The 15,373-nt window shown below is 44.5% G+C and carries 10 protein-coding genes and 1 pseudogene; 3 read left to right on the plus strand and 8 right to left on the minus strand.

Features of this window, described 5'->3' with window-relative positions; all coding sequences use genetic code 11:
* Positions 1-118: 118 nt before the first annotated feature.
* Positions 119-1,681 (plus strand): PAS domain-containing methyl-accepting chemotaxis protein, encoded by a 1,563-nt coding sequence (locus tag A6D97_RS19695; protein ID WP_065585094.1) that lies wholly within the window; start codon positions 119-121, stop codon positions 1,679-1,681.
* 108 nt (positions 1,682-1,789) lie between these two features.
* Here the strand turns inward: A6D97_RS19695 and tkt are convergent, their stop codons facing one another.
* Together tkt and tal are read right to left on the minus strand one after the other, a co-directional pair.
* Complete coding sequence (tkt, locus tag A6D97_RS19700) at positions 1,790-3,781, minus strand: transketolase (RefSeq protein WP_065585095.1); 1,992 nt, start codon at positions 3,779-3,781, stop codon at positions 1,790-1,792.
* Positions 3,782-3,868: 87 nt separating this feature from the next.
* On the minus strand, positions 3,869-4,819 hold the full coding sequence (gene tal / locus A6D97_RS19705) for a transaldolase (RefSeq protein ID WP_009845571.1): 951 nt from the start codon (positions 4,817-4,819) through the stop codon (positions 3,869-3,871).
* A gap of 459 nt (positions 4,820-5,278) precedes the next feature.
* Between tal and A6D97_RS19710 the strand changes: the two genes are divergently transcribed.
* Together A6D97_RS19710 and A6D97_RS19715 are read left to right on the plus strand one after the other, a co-directional pair.
* Positions 5,279-6,283, plus strand: coding sequence for a sugar-binding transcriptional regulator (locus tag A6D97_RS19710; protein WP_017064428.1), 1,005 nt, complete (start codon positions 5,279-5,281; stop codon positions 6,281-6,283).
* Between the two features lie 172 nt (positions 6,284-6,455).
* The gene (locus A6D97_RS19715; RefSeq protein WP_170791832.1) at positions 6,456-7,826 is read left to right on the plus strand and encodes a glycoside hydrolase family 18 protein; all 1,371 of its coding nucleotides are present in this window, start codon (positions 6,456-6,458) and stop codon (positions 7,824-7,826) included.
* A 78-nt stretch (positions 7,827-7,904) separates the two neighbouring features.
* Here A6D97_RS19715 and A6D97_RS19720 read toward each other — a convergent pair whose 3' ends face one another.
* The 6 genes and pseudogenes from A6D97_RS19720 to A6D97_RS22130 form a co-directional block, all read right to left on the minus strand.
* Positions 7,905-10,199, minus strand: coding sequence for an EAL domain-containing protein (locus A6D97_RS19720; RefSeq protein ID WP_065585096.1), 2,295 nt, complete (start codon positions 10,197-10,199; stop codon positions 7,905-7,907).
* Between the two features lie 385 nt (positions 10,200-10,584).
* A complete protein-coding gene (locus A6D97_RS19725) occupies positions 10,585-11,433 on the minus strand; it encodes a sulfurtransferase (RefSeq protein ID WP_017065718.1) in 849 nt (282 codons plus the stop codon).
* 123 nt (positions 11,434-11,556) lie between these two features.
* Positions 11,557-11,871 carry a hypothetical protein gene (locus A6D97_RS19730; RefSeq protein ID WP_017061706.1) on the minus strand — a complete coding sequence of 105 codons (315 nt, stop codon included), beginning with the start codon at positions 11,869-11,871 and terminating at the stop codon, positions 11,557-11,559.
* Between the two features lie 224 nt (positions 11,872-12,095).
* A complete protein-coding gene (locus A6D97_RS19735) occupies positions 12,096-12,713 on the minus strand; it encodes a hypothetical protein (RefSeq protein WP_065585097.1) in 618 nt (205 codons plus the stop codon).
* A gap of 11 nt (positions 12,714-12,724) precedes the next feature.
* Positions 12,725-14,860: an LruC domain-containing protein gene (locus A6D97_RS19740; protein WP_065585098.1), complete on the minus strand. Its 2,136-nt coding sequence runs from the start codon at positions 14,858-14,860 to the stop codon at positions 12,725-12,727.
* Positions 14,861-15,060: 200 nt separating this feature from the next.
* A pseudogene (locus tag A6D97_RS22130) lies at positions 15,061-15,373 on the minus strand (hypothetical protein); the annotation flags it as partial.

Raw genomic sequence — 15,373 nt, forward strand, 5'->3', positions numbered from 1 at the left:
AGCGTATTTTTGTATAAATAGCAGGCATTTACACAAAATGTGACGTTCACATTTTGTCATAACTTTAATAATTGTATATATTCCTCGCCTAAAATAATAATTAACCTAAGTTAATATAATGACTGTCAGCTCATCTACTCAATCTCGTGAAACGCTTCTCAGCGAAAACGAACAACTTGTCTCTACCACTGATTTAAAAGGCGTGATTACGTACAGTAATGATGCTTTTTGTCGCATAGCGGAATACAGCCAACAAGAATTGCTAGGGCAACACCACAATATCGTAAGGCATAACGATATGCCGAAAGCCGCTTTTGCTGATATGTGGGTTAACCTAAAGCAAGGTAAAGCTTGGCGTGGCATCGTAAAAAACAAAACCAAATCTGGTGGGTTTTACTGGGTCGATGCTTATGTAACTCCAATTTACGACAATGGTAAGGTGAGTGGCTACCAATCTGTTCGTGTTAAGCCAAAGAATGAATGGATACAAGTTGCAGATAAGGCTTACCAAGGCCTCTTGAAGGCTGAAAAGTCGGGTCGCCAATGGTCATTAAAGATCAGTGACAGTGTTCGTTACGCCGTGTTGCTAGGCTCTTTGGCTGCGCCGTTAATTTCAAATCTCATTGAAGTGGGGCAAGTATCACAATGGTTGTTGAGCCTACTTCCTGTTTCAGCATTAGCACTGCTTTTCCGACAAGAGCTGATTGATACTCCACTGCAGTTGAAAAAGCTGCAATCTAAATTCGATAGTGTTAGTCGTCTTGTTTATTCAGGTAATAGTCAGTTCTCTATTGCCGATTTTCACTTAAAACTATTGTCTGCAAGAATCCGCACCGTATTAGGTCGCATGACAGACTCAGCCAAGCCGTTACAAGATTTGGCTGACAACCTAAATGCGACGTCATTTGAAGTATCAGAAGCCTTTGATCAACAAACAAAAGACATTCTTCAAGTACGAGAGGCGACTGAAGAGGTTGAAGTCACCGCCAATGAGGTCTCTTCTCGCACAGAAGAAGCGCACCAGATTGTTGATGTGACTTTGCAAACCTGTGCTGGCGCTAAAGAAAGCATTAATCAAACTCATCAAAACTTAGAGAGCCTAGCTTCTCAGGCTGAAAAGGCGACTCAAACGACTTACCAACTGAGCGATCAAGCGCAGAGCGTAAGCAAGATAATGGAAGAGATTGGTGGAATCGCCGAACAAACCAACTTGTTGGCCCTGAACGCTGCGATTGAAGCGGCGAGAGCGGGCGAGCAAGGACGAGGCTTTGCCGTTGTTGCCGACGAAGTCCGTGCATTGTCGGGTCGAACCTCAAAGGCTACGGTTCAGATCAAAGAGAGCATCGATACCATGCTAACGACGATTGAAGGGTGGCAAAAAGATATTCTGGCGAACCGTAAGCAAACGGACGCATGTGGTGATGTTGCGAAGGTGAGTGCAGAGCGCTTGTCGGAAGTCGAAAACCTAATGCAATCCATGAATGAACTCATGCAGTCTGTTGAAAGTTCTGCTCATAAGCAACGTGAGCTGTCGAGTGAAGTCAATCTGCATATGCAGTCTATCGCCTCGACCGCAGAACAAAACTTAGTGGCAACGCATTCTGTGAAAGACCACTCCACAGAGCTAAAAGAACGAGTCAATGAGTTCTACCAACTGGCAAAGCGTTTCGAAGAAAAATAGCCGTTAGATTTAATCCGAATGAGAGAAAAGACAAAAAAAGCCCCGCATTTTCATGCGGGGCTTTCTGTATGCATCAACCCATTGAAGGGCGAGACAATGTATTCAAGATTAAGCTAGAAGCTCTTTCGCTGTGTTTACTACGTTTTCAGTAGTGAAACCGAACATCTTGAATAGCTCACCTGCAGGTGCAGACTCGCCGAACGTTGTCATACCGATGATCTTGCCACCGAAACCAACGTACTTGTACCAGAAGTCAGCGATGCCAGCTTCTACAGCGATACGTGCCGTTACGTCAGATGGAAGTACAGACTCACGGTACTGCGCGTCTTGTTTGTCGAACGCATCAGTAGCAGGCATAGAAACTACGCGTACTTTCTTACCTTCAGCCGTTAGCTCAGCAGCAGCGTTAACCGCTAGCTCAACTTCAGAACCCGTTGCGATAAGGATAAGCTCTGGCTTGCCTTCACAATCTTTCAGGATGTAACCACCCTTAGCGATGTTTGCTACTTGCTCAGCGTCACGATCTTGTTGTGCAAGGTTTTGACGAGAGAAGATAAGTGCAGAAGGACCATCTTTACGCTCGATTGCTAGTTTCCAAGCAACAGCAGACTCAACTTGGTCACATGGACGCCATGTGCTCATGTTTGGCGTTAGACGTAGAGAAGCGATCTGTTCAACCGGTTGGTGAGTAGGACCATCTTCGCCTAAGCCGATAGAGTCGTGCGTGTAAACTTGGATGTTCTGAACTTTCATCAGAGCAGCCATACGCATAGCGTTACGAGCGTATTCCATGAACATTAGGAACGTTGCGCCGTATGGTACGAAACCACCGTGCAGAGCGATACCGTTCATGATAGCCGTCATACCGAATTCACGTACACCGTAGTGGATGTAGTTACCAGAGAAGTCGTTTGCTTCAAGAGACTTAGAACCAGACCACATAGTCAGGTTAGAAGGCGCAAGGTCAGCCGAGCCGCCCATGAATTCAGGTAGCATAGCACCGAACGCTTCTAGAGCATTTTGAGATGCTTTACGTGATGCGATGTTTGCTGGGTTAGCTTGAAGATCAGCGATGATTGCCGATGCTTTCTCTTCCCACTCAGCTGGTAGGTCACCGTTTACGCGGCGTTTGAATTCAGCTGCCAGCTCAGGGTATGCTGCTTCATAAGCTGCAAGTTTCTCGTTCCACGCTGCTTCCTTAGCTGCGCCTGCTTCTTTCGCATCCCACTCTGAGTAAACTTCCGACGGAATTTCAAAAGGACCGTGCTCCCAACCTAATTCTTTACGTGTTGCTGCAATTTCTTCAGCGCCTAGTGGAGCACCGTGACAGTCGTGCGTACCTGCTTTGTTTGGAGAACCAAAGCCAATCACTGTTTTAGTACAGATTAGAGTAGGGCGAGGGTCTGCTTTAGCCGCTTCAATCGCTGCGTTGATAGCGTCAGAATCGTGACCATCTACCGCTGGGATTACGTGCCAGCCGTAAGCTTCGAAACGCTTAGGTGTATCGTCAGAGAACCAACCTTCAACTTCGCCATCGATAGAGATACCGTTGTCATCCCAGAAAGCAACCAGCTTACCAAGACCAAGCGTACCTGCTAGAGAACATGCTTCGTGAGAGATACCTTCCATCAGACAGCCATCACCCATGAATGCATAAGTGTAGTGGTCTACGATGTCGTGGCCTTCTTTGTTGAACTGTGCTGCTAGCGCTTTCTCTGCCATAGCCATACCAACAGCGTTAGTGATGCCTTGACCTAGAGGACCAGTCGTTGTTTCGATGCCTGGTGCGTAGCCGTACTCTGGGTGACCTGGAGTCTTAGAATGCAGTTGACGGAAGTTTTTAAGATCTTCAATTGAAAGCTCGTAACCTGCTAGGTGAAGCAGAGAGTAAATCAGCATTGAGCCGTGGCCGTTAGACAGGATAAAACGGTCGCGGTCAGCCCACTCTGGGTTTGCTGGGTTATGGTTTAGGTGAGAGCGCCAAAGTACTTCAGCGATGTCTGCCATACCCATAGGCGCGCCTGGGTGACCAGAGTTTGCTTGTTGTACGCCGTCCATGCTTAGAGCACGAATAGCGTTAGCTAGATGTTTGCGATTCATAAGAACTTCCGAATAAAAATTAAGAAAAACAAAATTGATAAAAGTAGGGGAACTGAACGTTCCCCTATTTGAATTTGGTAAGAGTGATTACAGCTTAGCTGCGATCATGTCTTCTAGTTTGCCTTGGTCAACGGCGAAGTTGCGGATGCCTTCTGCTAGCTTCTCTACAGCCATTGCGTCTTGGTTGTGGTCCCATAGGAACTCAGCGTGAGTCATCGCCGCTGGACGCTCTTTAGTACCGTTAGAGTCGATTAGCTTCTCTACTACTTCGCCTTCTGCTGCTTCTAGGTCTGCTAGAAGTTGAGGTGCGATAGTTAGACGGTCACAACCAGCAAGTTCAAGGATCTCGCCGATGTTACGGAAGCTTGCGCCCATAACAACAGTCTTGTAACCGTGGTCTTTGTAGTAGTTGTAGATATCTGAAACAGAGATTACGCCTGGATCTTCTGAAGCTTCGAAATCACGACCTTCTTTCGCTTTGTACCAGTCCATGATGCGACCTACGAAAGGAGAGATTAGGAATACGCCAGCTTCAGCACAAGCACGAGCTTGAGCGAAAGAGAATAGAAGCGTTAGGTTACAGTTGATGCCTTCTTTCTCTAGGATTTCAGCAGCACGGATGCCTTCCCAAGTAGAAGCCAGTTTGATAAGGATGCGGTCGTTAGTGATACCAGCGTCGTTGTACATTTTGATAAGTTGACGAGCTTTAGCAACGCTGCCTTCCATGTCGTAAGAAAGACGAGCATCTACTTCAGTAGAGATACGGCCAGGTACAACTTTTAGGATTTCTTTACCGATGTTCACGTTAAGCATGTCGCAAGTATCTTGAACTTGCTGTGCTTTATCACCGCTTTGCGCTTTTGCGTATTCGATAGAAGCATCGATTAGAGGAGCGTACTCAGCAATTTGAGCAGCTTTAAGAATTAGAGATGGGTTAGTTGTTGCATCTTCAGGAGTGTACTTGCTGATAGCTTCGATATCGCCAGTGTCAGCTACAACAGTTGTTAGTTTACGAAGTTGCTCTAATTTATTGCTCATTTTGATCATCCTATGTATCGCATAACACCTCATTAATGGGAGAGGTGTGGGCATTTGCAAGCTAACTAATGAAGTTCTCAATGGTTGTACCAGTGAGCCAAACTTACATTAATTTAAATTTTTCTCCGAACGAACATTTGCACAGAACATTTGATCGCTCGATGAGTAAATGATGTAGCCATATTTATCCGATCTAGCCCCAAAGTCAACGGTAAATAGTGCTGTATGGTGACTTCAGTCAAATATATTTCACTCTAGTAATCATGGGGTATGCAAGCAAACGTTTAACGAGCAAAGTGAGGTGAATTAATCAACAACAAAACCATGGTTATGACTATGAGCAAATGTACCTTGCCGTTACATATGTTTGGGGTGTAAACTTGTGTATCACTTGCTTAAGCATCGAACATTTGTTCTTCAAGCAGGTAAAATAATTGTTAAATATTGGTTGAGTGGTATATGAGTAAGAATATCCAAGATGTTTCCGAAGAAAACACTGATCTCCTCACTGAAGTAGCGGTAGCTTATTATCAAGATGGTGCCACGCAAGAAGAGATATCTAAAAAGTACTCTATCTCCCGTGCAAAGGTTGGTCGAATGCTCAAGCAAGCCCGAGATGAGGGCATTGTTGAGATCACCGTGAAATATCACCCCGTCTTTAGTGCGAAGATCGAGCAACGTTTGATCGAACGATTTGGTGTAAAGCGTGCGCTTGTGGCACTAGACCAACCAAATGAAGAGAAGCAGCGATTACAGGTTGCTGGTTTAGTGTCTAACTACCTTACCAGTACACTGAAAAACGGCATGGTAGTGACAGTAGGACAAGGGCGAAACGTATCGTCTGTTGCTCATCACACTGGCGTCATTACGCCACGAGACTGCAAATTCGTGTGTGGTATCGGCGGTATTCACCCAAGAGGCGGTATGTTTAATGCCGACCATATATGCAGGCAGTTAGCCAAAAAGTACGGTGGATCTTCTGAAACCTTATACGCGCCCGCTTATGCCGAGAATAAAGCGCAAAAAACCGCATTCATGGAAAACAGCACCGTTAAGCAGACCCTCGATCTCGCTCGAAAAGCCGATGTCGCTTTGGTCGGTATCGGTGATATGAGCGAAAACAGCTATATGGTCGACTTAGGCTGGTTTACCGCAGGTGAGGTCGTTCAATCTCGTTTATTACAAGGTGTCGTCGGTGACTTTGCGGGTTATGACTTTTTCGATGTTCACGGTAAAACAGCAAACACAGTAATGAGTGACCGTGTGATTGGTTTGGCCTTGGAAGAATTTCGCCCAATAGCGGAAGTCATTGCCATTGCAGCGGAGAACAGTAAGCCATTAGCTCTATTAGGCGCACTAAGAACCGGTGTGGTCGATGTGATAGCGACCAGCGTAAGTAATGCTTTGACGGTACTTAACTTGGACGAACAACTTAGCGTGAATAAACCATACGGCAGTGAATAGTAAGATATTTGTGCTTCGTTGAATTCACTATTTGAGTAATCATGGAAAATCCCCCTAATGAAACCAGTGCAATAAGGGGGATAACTATTAGACATGACTCGAATAGTGAATTTGTTCAGCGGTTGAAAGAATTATCACTCTTTAATGTTAAGCCACACTAAAGGAGATAATTATGAAACTGTCATTTATCACACACGCTATTTCTAGCAACAGTGACCAATCAAGTTCTATCTTTAAATCTATTTCTATCTTTGGGCTTAGCTCAATAGCCACGGCTTGTATGCTCACACCTACAGTACATGCCGATGATAAAGTCGTCGCAGGGTATTTTGCGGATTGGCAATATCTGAATAAAGACAACCCTTATACCGTTGACGACATACCTGCAGACAAGCTCTCACATATTATTTACGCCTTCTTGAGCATGTGTGGTCCTCATAGCGGTGCTGGTGAGCCCGTCCAAAAACAAATTCAGCAGCAATGTGCAGACAAACAACCATATACCGCGATTATTGTGGATAAAGAAGCTGCGTTAGAAGTCGATTTCGGAGACGTGGGTGTTGATGTCGCCTATAAAGGTCACTTTGCCCAGTTAGCTCAACTGAAGGCCGACAATCAAAATATCAAAATTTTGCCCTCATTTGGAGGGTGGACAATGTCTGAACCTTTCCATGCGATGGCGAAAGATCCTCAAGCCATTGCGCACTTTTCAAAAACTGCTGTTGAATTGATCCAAAAATACGACTTCTTTGATGGTATTGATCTTGATTGGGAATACCCAGGAGGCGGCGGCTTAACCACTTCGCCTTGGAACCCAGAGACGAAACTAACGGATGAGCAAAAAGCGCTAGAGCGTGAAGCTTTCACACTTTTAGTAAAAACAATCAGAAGTGATTTGGACGCTCTATCAAAGACGACTCAAAGAGATTACGAGCTTTCAACGGCTGTCGGTGTTGGTGCTAAGGCAGCTCAAATTGACTGGAACGCAGCTAGCCCATATCTGACGAACATGTTTGCGATGACGTATGACTTCCTCGGAGGCTGGGGAACTCAAACAGGTCACACAACAAACTTACATGCCACCGAGCGTAGTTGGTGGGGAATGGGAGCTGATGTCTTCATTAATCGGATGATAGAGCAAGGTATTCCTAGCGAGAAGCTCGTGATCGGGGCGGCTTTTTATGGTCGAGGTTGGCAAGGGACAAAAGACTTTGCTGGAGAGCTGCCTAAAGGTGACCTAGTTTCTGAACAAGGGGCGCAGTTTGGTACAGGTGAAAACGGTTACTTCATGTTTTGGGATCTTATGAATAACTACAGCAGCAAACAAGGTTATGAGTATAAGTATGATGAGCAAGCTCAAGCACCTTATTTGTGGAACCCAGATAAAAAAGTATTCATATCTTTTGAAGATCAGCGTTCTATTAAAGCAAAGGCAGAATGGGCGAAGAAATCAGACCTAGGCGGCATTTTTACTTGGGAATTATCAGGAGATCCTTCCGGACAGTTGATCGATGTTATGCATAGTGAAATGAATAAAAAGTGAAATGAATAAATAACCGAACAGAAAATATCTAGAAAATAAGGTAGGTGTTTATCTGCCTACCTTATTTAACTCGCGTTCTTAAACAGAACATTCCGCGTGCTCGGTCACTTTCTTGTTTAGGTGAGTAGCCAGCTCATAATAAGGAATAGGGCGAGAGAAGTAATAGCCTTGCATTAAGTCACATCCACATGCCTTTAGAATTGCGAAGTGTTCGTTTGATTCTACGCCTTCTGCTAATACCACCATGCCGAAGTTCTTACCGATTGCGATGATGTTTTGCACCATGGTGAGTGACTGCTGATCGACAGCAATGTTCTCAATAAAGCTCTTATCGATTTTAAGTTCATCGATAGGCAGTGCTTTCAACATACTTAGTGATGAATAACCTGTCCCGAAATCATCTAAAGAGATCTTTATATTCTTCTCTTTGAGGGCTTCAAAAGTCGGTTTCACCAAAGTCACATCTTCAATGAACAAGCTCTCGGTAATTTCTAGCGTTAAACAGCTAGGAGAGAGTTGATACTTTTCTAGTGTCGCGAACAAGTGCTCAGAGAAGGATTGATGAGAAAACTGACGCACTGATATGTTGATCGACAGCCCGATCTTTTGTTCTGTTGTTCGGTGCAAGTGGGCGATCTGCATAATGCTGGACTCAATAATAAAAGTCCCCAGTTTTTGCATTAAACCCGTGTTCTCTGCTATCGGTATAAAGACATCTGGCGGAACAAAACCCAATTCCTCATCAATCCAGCGCACGAGTGCTTCTACACCATGAATACTTTCATTTGCACGAACCAGCGGTTGGAAAACCATGAACAGCGTTTGTTTCTCGATAGCGATGCGTAGCCTTTGTTCTACTTTCATTTTGTAGAGATGAGCATCTTGCATTTCCGTTGTGAAAATACTGTACGAGTTTTGCTGCTGTTTCGCTTTGTACATTGAAATATCGGCAGAACGTAACAGGCTATCCAGATCTTTTCCGTGTTCTGGGAAACGCGCTACGCCGATGCTGCAACCTAACAAAAACTGAGCGCTTTCAACTTCATAAGGTTGAGAAAGCACTTCAATAATGCGCTTGGCGAGTCGTTTAATTTCAGCTTCATTCGACAAGGGCGTCAAGAACAAAAACTCATCACTGGATTCACGTACCAATAGGCTGAGGCGAGATCGGAACCTCATCAAACGCAAAGCGATCTGTTTGAGAACCTTATCTCCAAAGTCATGCCCGTGGGTGTCATTGACGCATTTAAAGTTATCGATATCGATAAACAACAGCGAAAACGGCTCTGACTCATCGTCAATCCATTTACCAATGTTTCTACGCATGTACAAACGGTTTGGCAGAGAGGTTAAAGGGTCATGGTTCGCCTGATAAATGAGTTGGCTACGAGTCCGTTGTTCATTCTTGGCAATCGACTTAACCAAAAAGTAGAAACCAAACTGAAGAAAAATAAAGGCAACGAAAAGAATGCTGAACTCTTGTATGAATATACTATCGACGTGAGTTAGATCCGTACGTCCTACCACCCATAATTTGTAGTTTGGGATGTATTTCGCGCTCATCAAAGAGTGGTACTCTTCATCGTCGACGACAAAAGAATAGGTTTCTTGCCCATTCATCGCTTCTTGTACGCTAATTCCGAAGTGGTAGGTAAAGATACTTGCAATACGCTGTATGACATCTTTGCCGACTGGAGAGGAATAGGCACTCTCAGATTCAATATCACTTGAATAAAACTGGCGATAGCTGTCTTTTCTGATCAGGCTTAGTGTATTGAAACTTCCGGCGTGAGCATTATTTTCAAATACGATCGTTGCGTCTAATCGTAGCCCTGCGGTCATTACTGCATCGGTTTTCTTGCCATCGATTGAAATGGATTTTCTCAGCGGGATGACTAAGCTATTCAACGAATCTTGAAAATAGGTACGGCCAAGCACCATGCTACTGCTTGATAGGGCGTCTAGGAAGGAGCCTCTGGTTGGCGCGTATTGCAGCAAGTTCCTTTGATTCGCAAGTTCGAGATTTGAGCTAATCGAGAGGTAATCACCGTCGGTGTTCAACAAGCCAAACGCTGCTATCGCAGGGTGGGTCTCAAGTAGCTTGTCTAATATTGGCCTAATCTGGATAGATGCAGTACGTGTGAAATCAGACTGTTGAGCCAGTTGATGGCCAACCACTTCTAACAAGGCTTCTTGACTGGTCAGCAGCGAGTTGACGGAGCTAGAAAAAAGCTCAACCTGAATGTGTTGCTGCTCTATGAAGTCGTCTCTGTTTGCTTTCCAGTTTGTTATTCCCAACGCGGCGAAAAGTATCAGGGTCAGTAGTACGACAAACGCGTACAGCGACCAGATATTTTGCTTAAATAGAGCCATGAGATGCCTTTGTTGGTTACTACTTTTAACAGACTGCAAGTGACAAACTATTGGGTTGTCAGCGCGATTCATGCAACGAAAAATACAAACATCAATGATGAAAGTATTAATGATTAAATAGTGTAACGACTACGAGCAGAGATTCTTGAGTGAAAAATTAGTATTCATAACGTCGATAACGATTAGTTTATGATTAATCACGAATTATGGTTAGCAAGTTGATGTGGGTTACAAATCAAACGGCGTGAATCGAGTCTTGGTCTCAAATGAACATAGCGTTAACTGCGACATAGAGGCTTACTTCATGAGACGTGGGGCCATCATTATCAGTAAGCTCTTTATGCATGCGCAGTATATTCTAATAGTTGCATTAAGCGAAGTTGAATTACTTTTTAGTCACGGCGATAGGGAGTTTGTCGTTAGCACCCCATTCCGTCCATGAACCATCGTAAACACCCATTTCACCGTTATAGCCAGCGAGTTTAGCGGCTAATAATATGATGCAAGCTGTTACGCCAGATCCACAGCTAAAGAACATAGGTTGAGAAGGCGTTAATTCTAGCGTTGAAAAGATATCAATAAGCTCTTCTTGGGACTTTAACTTGCCGTTTTTGAGTACTTGGGCAAATGGTAGGCAAATAGAATTCGGTATATGGCCACTACGCAAGCCTTCACGTGGTTCAGGAACTTCTGAATCGAAACGAGCTTGAGAACGAGCATCTACAATGTTTGCGCTCTTGTCAGTTGAGTAACCTTCAATCTGCTGAGCACTGACAAAGTAGTTGTCTTGAATATGGCCTTCAAAATTGCCCGCTTTTACTTCGGTGCGATAGTCAGTCTCGGTCGCGTAACCGGCTTCGATCCAAGCTGGCAAACCGCCATCTAAGATGAATACGTCGTTGTGTCCCATTGCCATAAACATCCACCACGCACGAGGAGAAGCGAAGGTTCCGGAGTTATCGTAAACCACAATCGTACTGTCTTGATTGATGCCAATTTCTTTTGCGCGAGTGTTGAAGTGTTTTTCGCTCGGAAACATGTGAGGAAGCAGAGTGTGCTTGTTACAAAAGTCTTTGTCGTAGTCAAAACGAATAGCACCAGGAATCATTTGTCCTTTGATCTTTTCTGACTCGCTTGGAATTTGAAACTCGATGCTGGCGTCGAGGATGATGATATTGTCTTCTGCTAGCAAACGTTGTTGAAGTTGTTGTGGTGAGATGAGTGGCTGATTCATTATTGTTATATCCATTCTTGTTGTTTTAGCGATTCTTACTGTTTTAGCGAATACAGTGGTAGAGCGATTACTGTTGCTTTTGCGAATACAGTTGCTTTACGAATACCGTTGTTGCATCGATGGCTACTGTGCAGCTCGACAGTGGATGAACTGATAACTGCTTTGTCCGGTTATTTGATTGTTTAATGTATCAAGCGCGACCACAGAATCAATAGGGCAGTCTGTGGTAGGAGCAATAGAGAGCCGAAATACGTCATTATCTTTTGTCTGAACCGTCAGATAACGCCTGTGCCCATCTAAGGATTGAGTAAGCGTGTTCGAAATTACTTTGGCTTGAATACGTTGCCCCGTCTCTGATGTTAGCGGGAAATAGGCAAGGGCAACTAACACGCCTACGCCACACATTAAGATAAATAGACCTATTTTTAACTGTTTCATGAGAGTAAGTCTTTGAAGGTTATGTTGAAAATATAAGTGAGGTTGGTGGTAAAGTGAATGCTACTCGCTAAGAAAGCTGAATTAACTGCTCTTCGACGAAAATAAAAAAGTGAGCATTTCTGCTCACTTCCTACTTACAAACAATCCATTTTGACTCTGTTTCGTCAGAGATCTCGCTAACGACAAGTTACCTGCTGTTAAACGACTTACCTGTTGTTAACGACTTACTGCCAGACAATCTGAGAATCGCCGCTGGAAACCACTTGTTGTAATGGAGGTTGACCATCGTAAAACCAAATCTCTATCAAGAGTGCGTCATGGTTTACTGGTGCTGCAAAGTTGGAGGCGAACACACCGTTATCTAGTGGGCCCGCAATGACCTTGCTGGAGTAATCCGGCTTCAAGGTTGAGTCATCTCTTGTACTAAAGCGGCTATAAACGGTCACAAAAGAACGGTCTGTCGAAATGCTGCTGATGTCGATGTCGAGATCAAATTGTTCAACAGAGCTGTAGTCAAAGCCGTCAGGTACCACTAAATCACTCATCGTATAGCTTTGCGCTGCTACCGCACCTGTCACGGGAGACGGCGATGGTGTTGCTGTTACCGGAGTCGACGGGGTTGCAGGTGTCGAGGGTGTAGATGGCGATGGAGTAGATGCACTTCCGCCTCCACCGCCGCCGCCCCCACAGCCGGCTAATACTAATGGAGCTGCAGCTAAAATAACGGCTAGTGACTTCTTGATGTTCCAAGTGTTTTGTACAGACATACGTTCTTCCTCAGAGAGATTGCGGCTTGAATCAACGCAATGATTGTCTCGATATTGTTTAGTGTGAATAGTCATAACGTCTCTCCTTATGGTTCGTAACGTTGGTTGTCTGCAGGTGATTGATACCATGTTTGGTTCGTGTCACCGCCGGATTCTGCGTATTCTTTAAACTCTGGGTAAGCGGTAACAATATCGACGTACTCTAGAGGCCACTCCCATTCGTCATCCGAAGTTACTATGAGAGCCCAAGGGTGGTTTTCTGCTGTTTTAAAGTATTTACCTGTTGATGGATTACTGTCATCGACGCCTAATCCAGCTTCAAAGAGGTTAGTGGTATCAAATGCCTCGGTTGGAGCTTGGTCTGGCAAGTGAACCTCCCAGCTGCGCCCTGGATGTAGAAGTAGGTTTTCACCGTGATAATACCCAGGCGTTGCAAAAATGAACGGGTCGTAAGGCATATCGGTCCAACTGCCAGTACTCACACCGTCACCGGCTAAAGTAATACCAATTTGGAATGAGAACTGCTCATCCTCTTTACATCCATTACTGGTGCGGTAGAAGGTACAGCCAGTGCTGATTTTTTCTGTCAGGTCATTGGCGATAACAAAGATTGCTTCGCTACGTCCATCTTCTAGGTCAAGGTCAGTGAATACACCGTTGTGTTTCATGTAAGAGCTGCCATTACTCACTAAGCTCGGGTCGAGGTTAGGAAGTCGAACAGCAAAACCATTTCTGTACGATGCCCCGACAGCAGCTAGGCGGCCGTCGATAGTTGATTTAACGACTTTTCCATCTTTAAGGATTTCAGTAATACGATACATAAGAACAGCATCGTTCATGTCGTAGTCAGCTTTATAAGGCCAGTTATCTTCGTACGCGAGCGTTGCGTAACCAGAAGCACTTGGGAAGTAACGAGCAGTGGCACCATCGTTAAGAACATCGACTTGAATATCGACCACCTCACCAGAGGTTGAACCGCCAAAGTAACTTAGGTTGGTTTGTTGACTGAATCTAAAGCGAGCCCACGTCGTACCGGTCAGAGCGTTGATATCGACATTTAGGAACAGATCGTTTTCACCCGCATCTAACAGGTAATCGGTAAATACTTGCTCGTTGGCGCCATCGAAACTGCCATCTTGGTTCCAATCTATCCAAGCCGAAAGGTAACCGGTTGTTGAAGCCTCAATCACCACTTTTGAATCAAGACCAGCTTCAAGTGCGGTTACAAAACCGATACCACCGTTCGCCCACTCATCATCAATACCCACGCTTTCATCCGATTGCGGTGTTACGTAGCCGTCAAGATCGGCGTCGGGCGCGTCTGTACCTAACCAAGTCACGCCATCTAGTTCATGTCGAGGACCGTTACTTGCTAATAACGTTAGATAGGTATCTGGAGCGTCACCGAAGTCGATGTTGGAATCTTCATCTACGACAGGCGCATTCGCACAGCGAGCACCATCATTTTGATTCGAAGAAGGGCCATTCGATACGAACTCTACAGCAGGAACGACACCTGCAGCGATGTTTGCAGCGTTATCTGGGGATAGGTTGATACGGTAGATCTTACCGTCTTGATTTCGAGATACGTAATAGTAGCCGTTTACATCAAAATAACCTGCGCCAAACGTCCCTGTTTCTCCGGTATCACCAATATAGGTTTCTGCACCTGTAGTTGGGTTGAAGCTGTACAAGCCACCCGAGTTATTGTCGATACCATATAAAGAGCCATCACTTGGATGGAAAGCAAAATCAGTCAGTTTTACAGTTGCAGGGCTGCCTGCGATTTTGTTGACCGTGACGGTCGCATTCGGATCAGAGTCTAAAGGAGAGAGGTCAACAGTAAATAGTCCCTTACCTGTACGATACAAGTAGTAAACATGGTCATAGACGTCGCCGACATAGAAAGTGTGATCGGTTGGTAAGCCACTGGTATTGATAACTTCTGCTTGGAAGTCTTGACCAAGACGCACTAAACGTTTGTTGGTGGTGTCATAGCCATAAATATATCTGTCTTGAAAGTCGAAACCGACACCATTGATATTGGCATTCATACCCGTATCGTCTTCTAACAGTGTGGTTGAACCTGTTACTAGGTTTACACCCCAAACTTCAACGGGTTTCGACTGAAAGAGGTATGCTTGACTAGGGCAGGTATCGAATGGCGCTGCGTTGGCGACTAGAGGGGCACTTAATAGCAAACTTAACGTTGTAATTCTCATATCTACATCCTTGTGATGGAAGGTCTAGATATTCAATCAAGTTACGTGCCAGTTTTAAGTGTTTGATTTAATGGGTTTTTATTATTTATCGAGTTCAGTTTCCAATTTGAGTGTCAATATGAAAGTGTGCCATCCAAATAGCCAAAGGCCTTTATATTTCTATTTGATTAGAGCTAAGGATACAAGAGCTTAGGCGGTAATTACGAGTGATTGTCTAATAGGCTCTGTATGTATTCACTCGTGAATGGAACAATATCTGAGACCACTTTGGATGCTAAAATGCTTTCAGCGTTAGCTTTTATTCTGACATATCGAAAATGCTTGCCATAAACCTTTACTCCTCCAAACGGTAAACTCTTTCCTTTGTTAATCAATTCACAATCTGAGTTTGATTCATAAAGGGAATACCCCAGGGCAAGATCATGAAAAACCCATATGGAATAAGGGGTAGCGTGAAGTGATGTTTCCACTAATTTGTACACTGAAGTCACAACAAATTCAATACATTCAAGA

This window comes from Vibrio sp. ZF57 (assembly GCF_001691235.1).
Taxonomy (GTDB): Bacteria; Pseudomonadota; Gammaproteobacteria; order Enterobacterales; family Vibrionaceae; genus Vibrio; species Vibrio crassostreae_C.

Coding starts and splice junctions, on each gene's coding strand:
- A6D97_RS19735 (WP_065585097.1), bottom strand. CDS start 12,713: ATGACTATTCACACTAAACAATATCGAGACAATCATTGCGTTGATTCA.
- A6D97_RS19730 (WP_017061706.1), bottom strand. CDS start 11,871: ATGAAACAGTTAAAAATAGGTCTATTTATCTTAATGTGTGGCGTAGGC.
- tal (WP_009845571.1), bottom strand. CDS start 4,819: ATGAGCAATAAATTAGAGCAACTTCGTAAACTAACAACTGTTGTAGCT.
- A6D97_RS19715 (WP_170791832.1), top strand. CDS start 6,456: ATGAAACTGTCATTTATCACACACGCTATTTCTAGCAACAGTGACCAA.
- tkt (WP_065585095.1), bottom strand. CDS start 3,781: ATGAATCGCAAACATCTAGCTAACGCTATTCGTGCTCTAAGCATGGAC.
- A6D97_RS19710 (WP_017064428.1), top strand. CDS start 5,279: ATGAGTAAGAATATCCAAGATGTTTCCGAAGAAAACACTGATCTCCTC.
- A6D97_RS19695 (WP_065585094.1), top strand. CDS start 119: ATGACTGTCAGCTCATCTACTCAATCTCGTGAAACGCTTCTCAGCGAA.
- A6D97_RS19720 (WP_065585096.1), bottom strand. CDS start 10,199: ATGGCTCTATTTAAGCAAAATATCTGGTCGCTGTACGCGTTTGTCGTA.
- A6D97_RS19725 (WP_017065718.1), bottom strand. CDS start 11,433: ATGAATCAGCCACTCATCTCACCACAACAACTTCAACAACGTTTGCTA.
- A6D97_RS19740 (WP_065585098.1), bottom strand. CDS start 14,860: ATGAGAATTACAACGTTAAGTTTGCTATTAAGTGCCCCTCTAGTCGCC.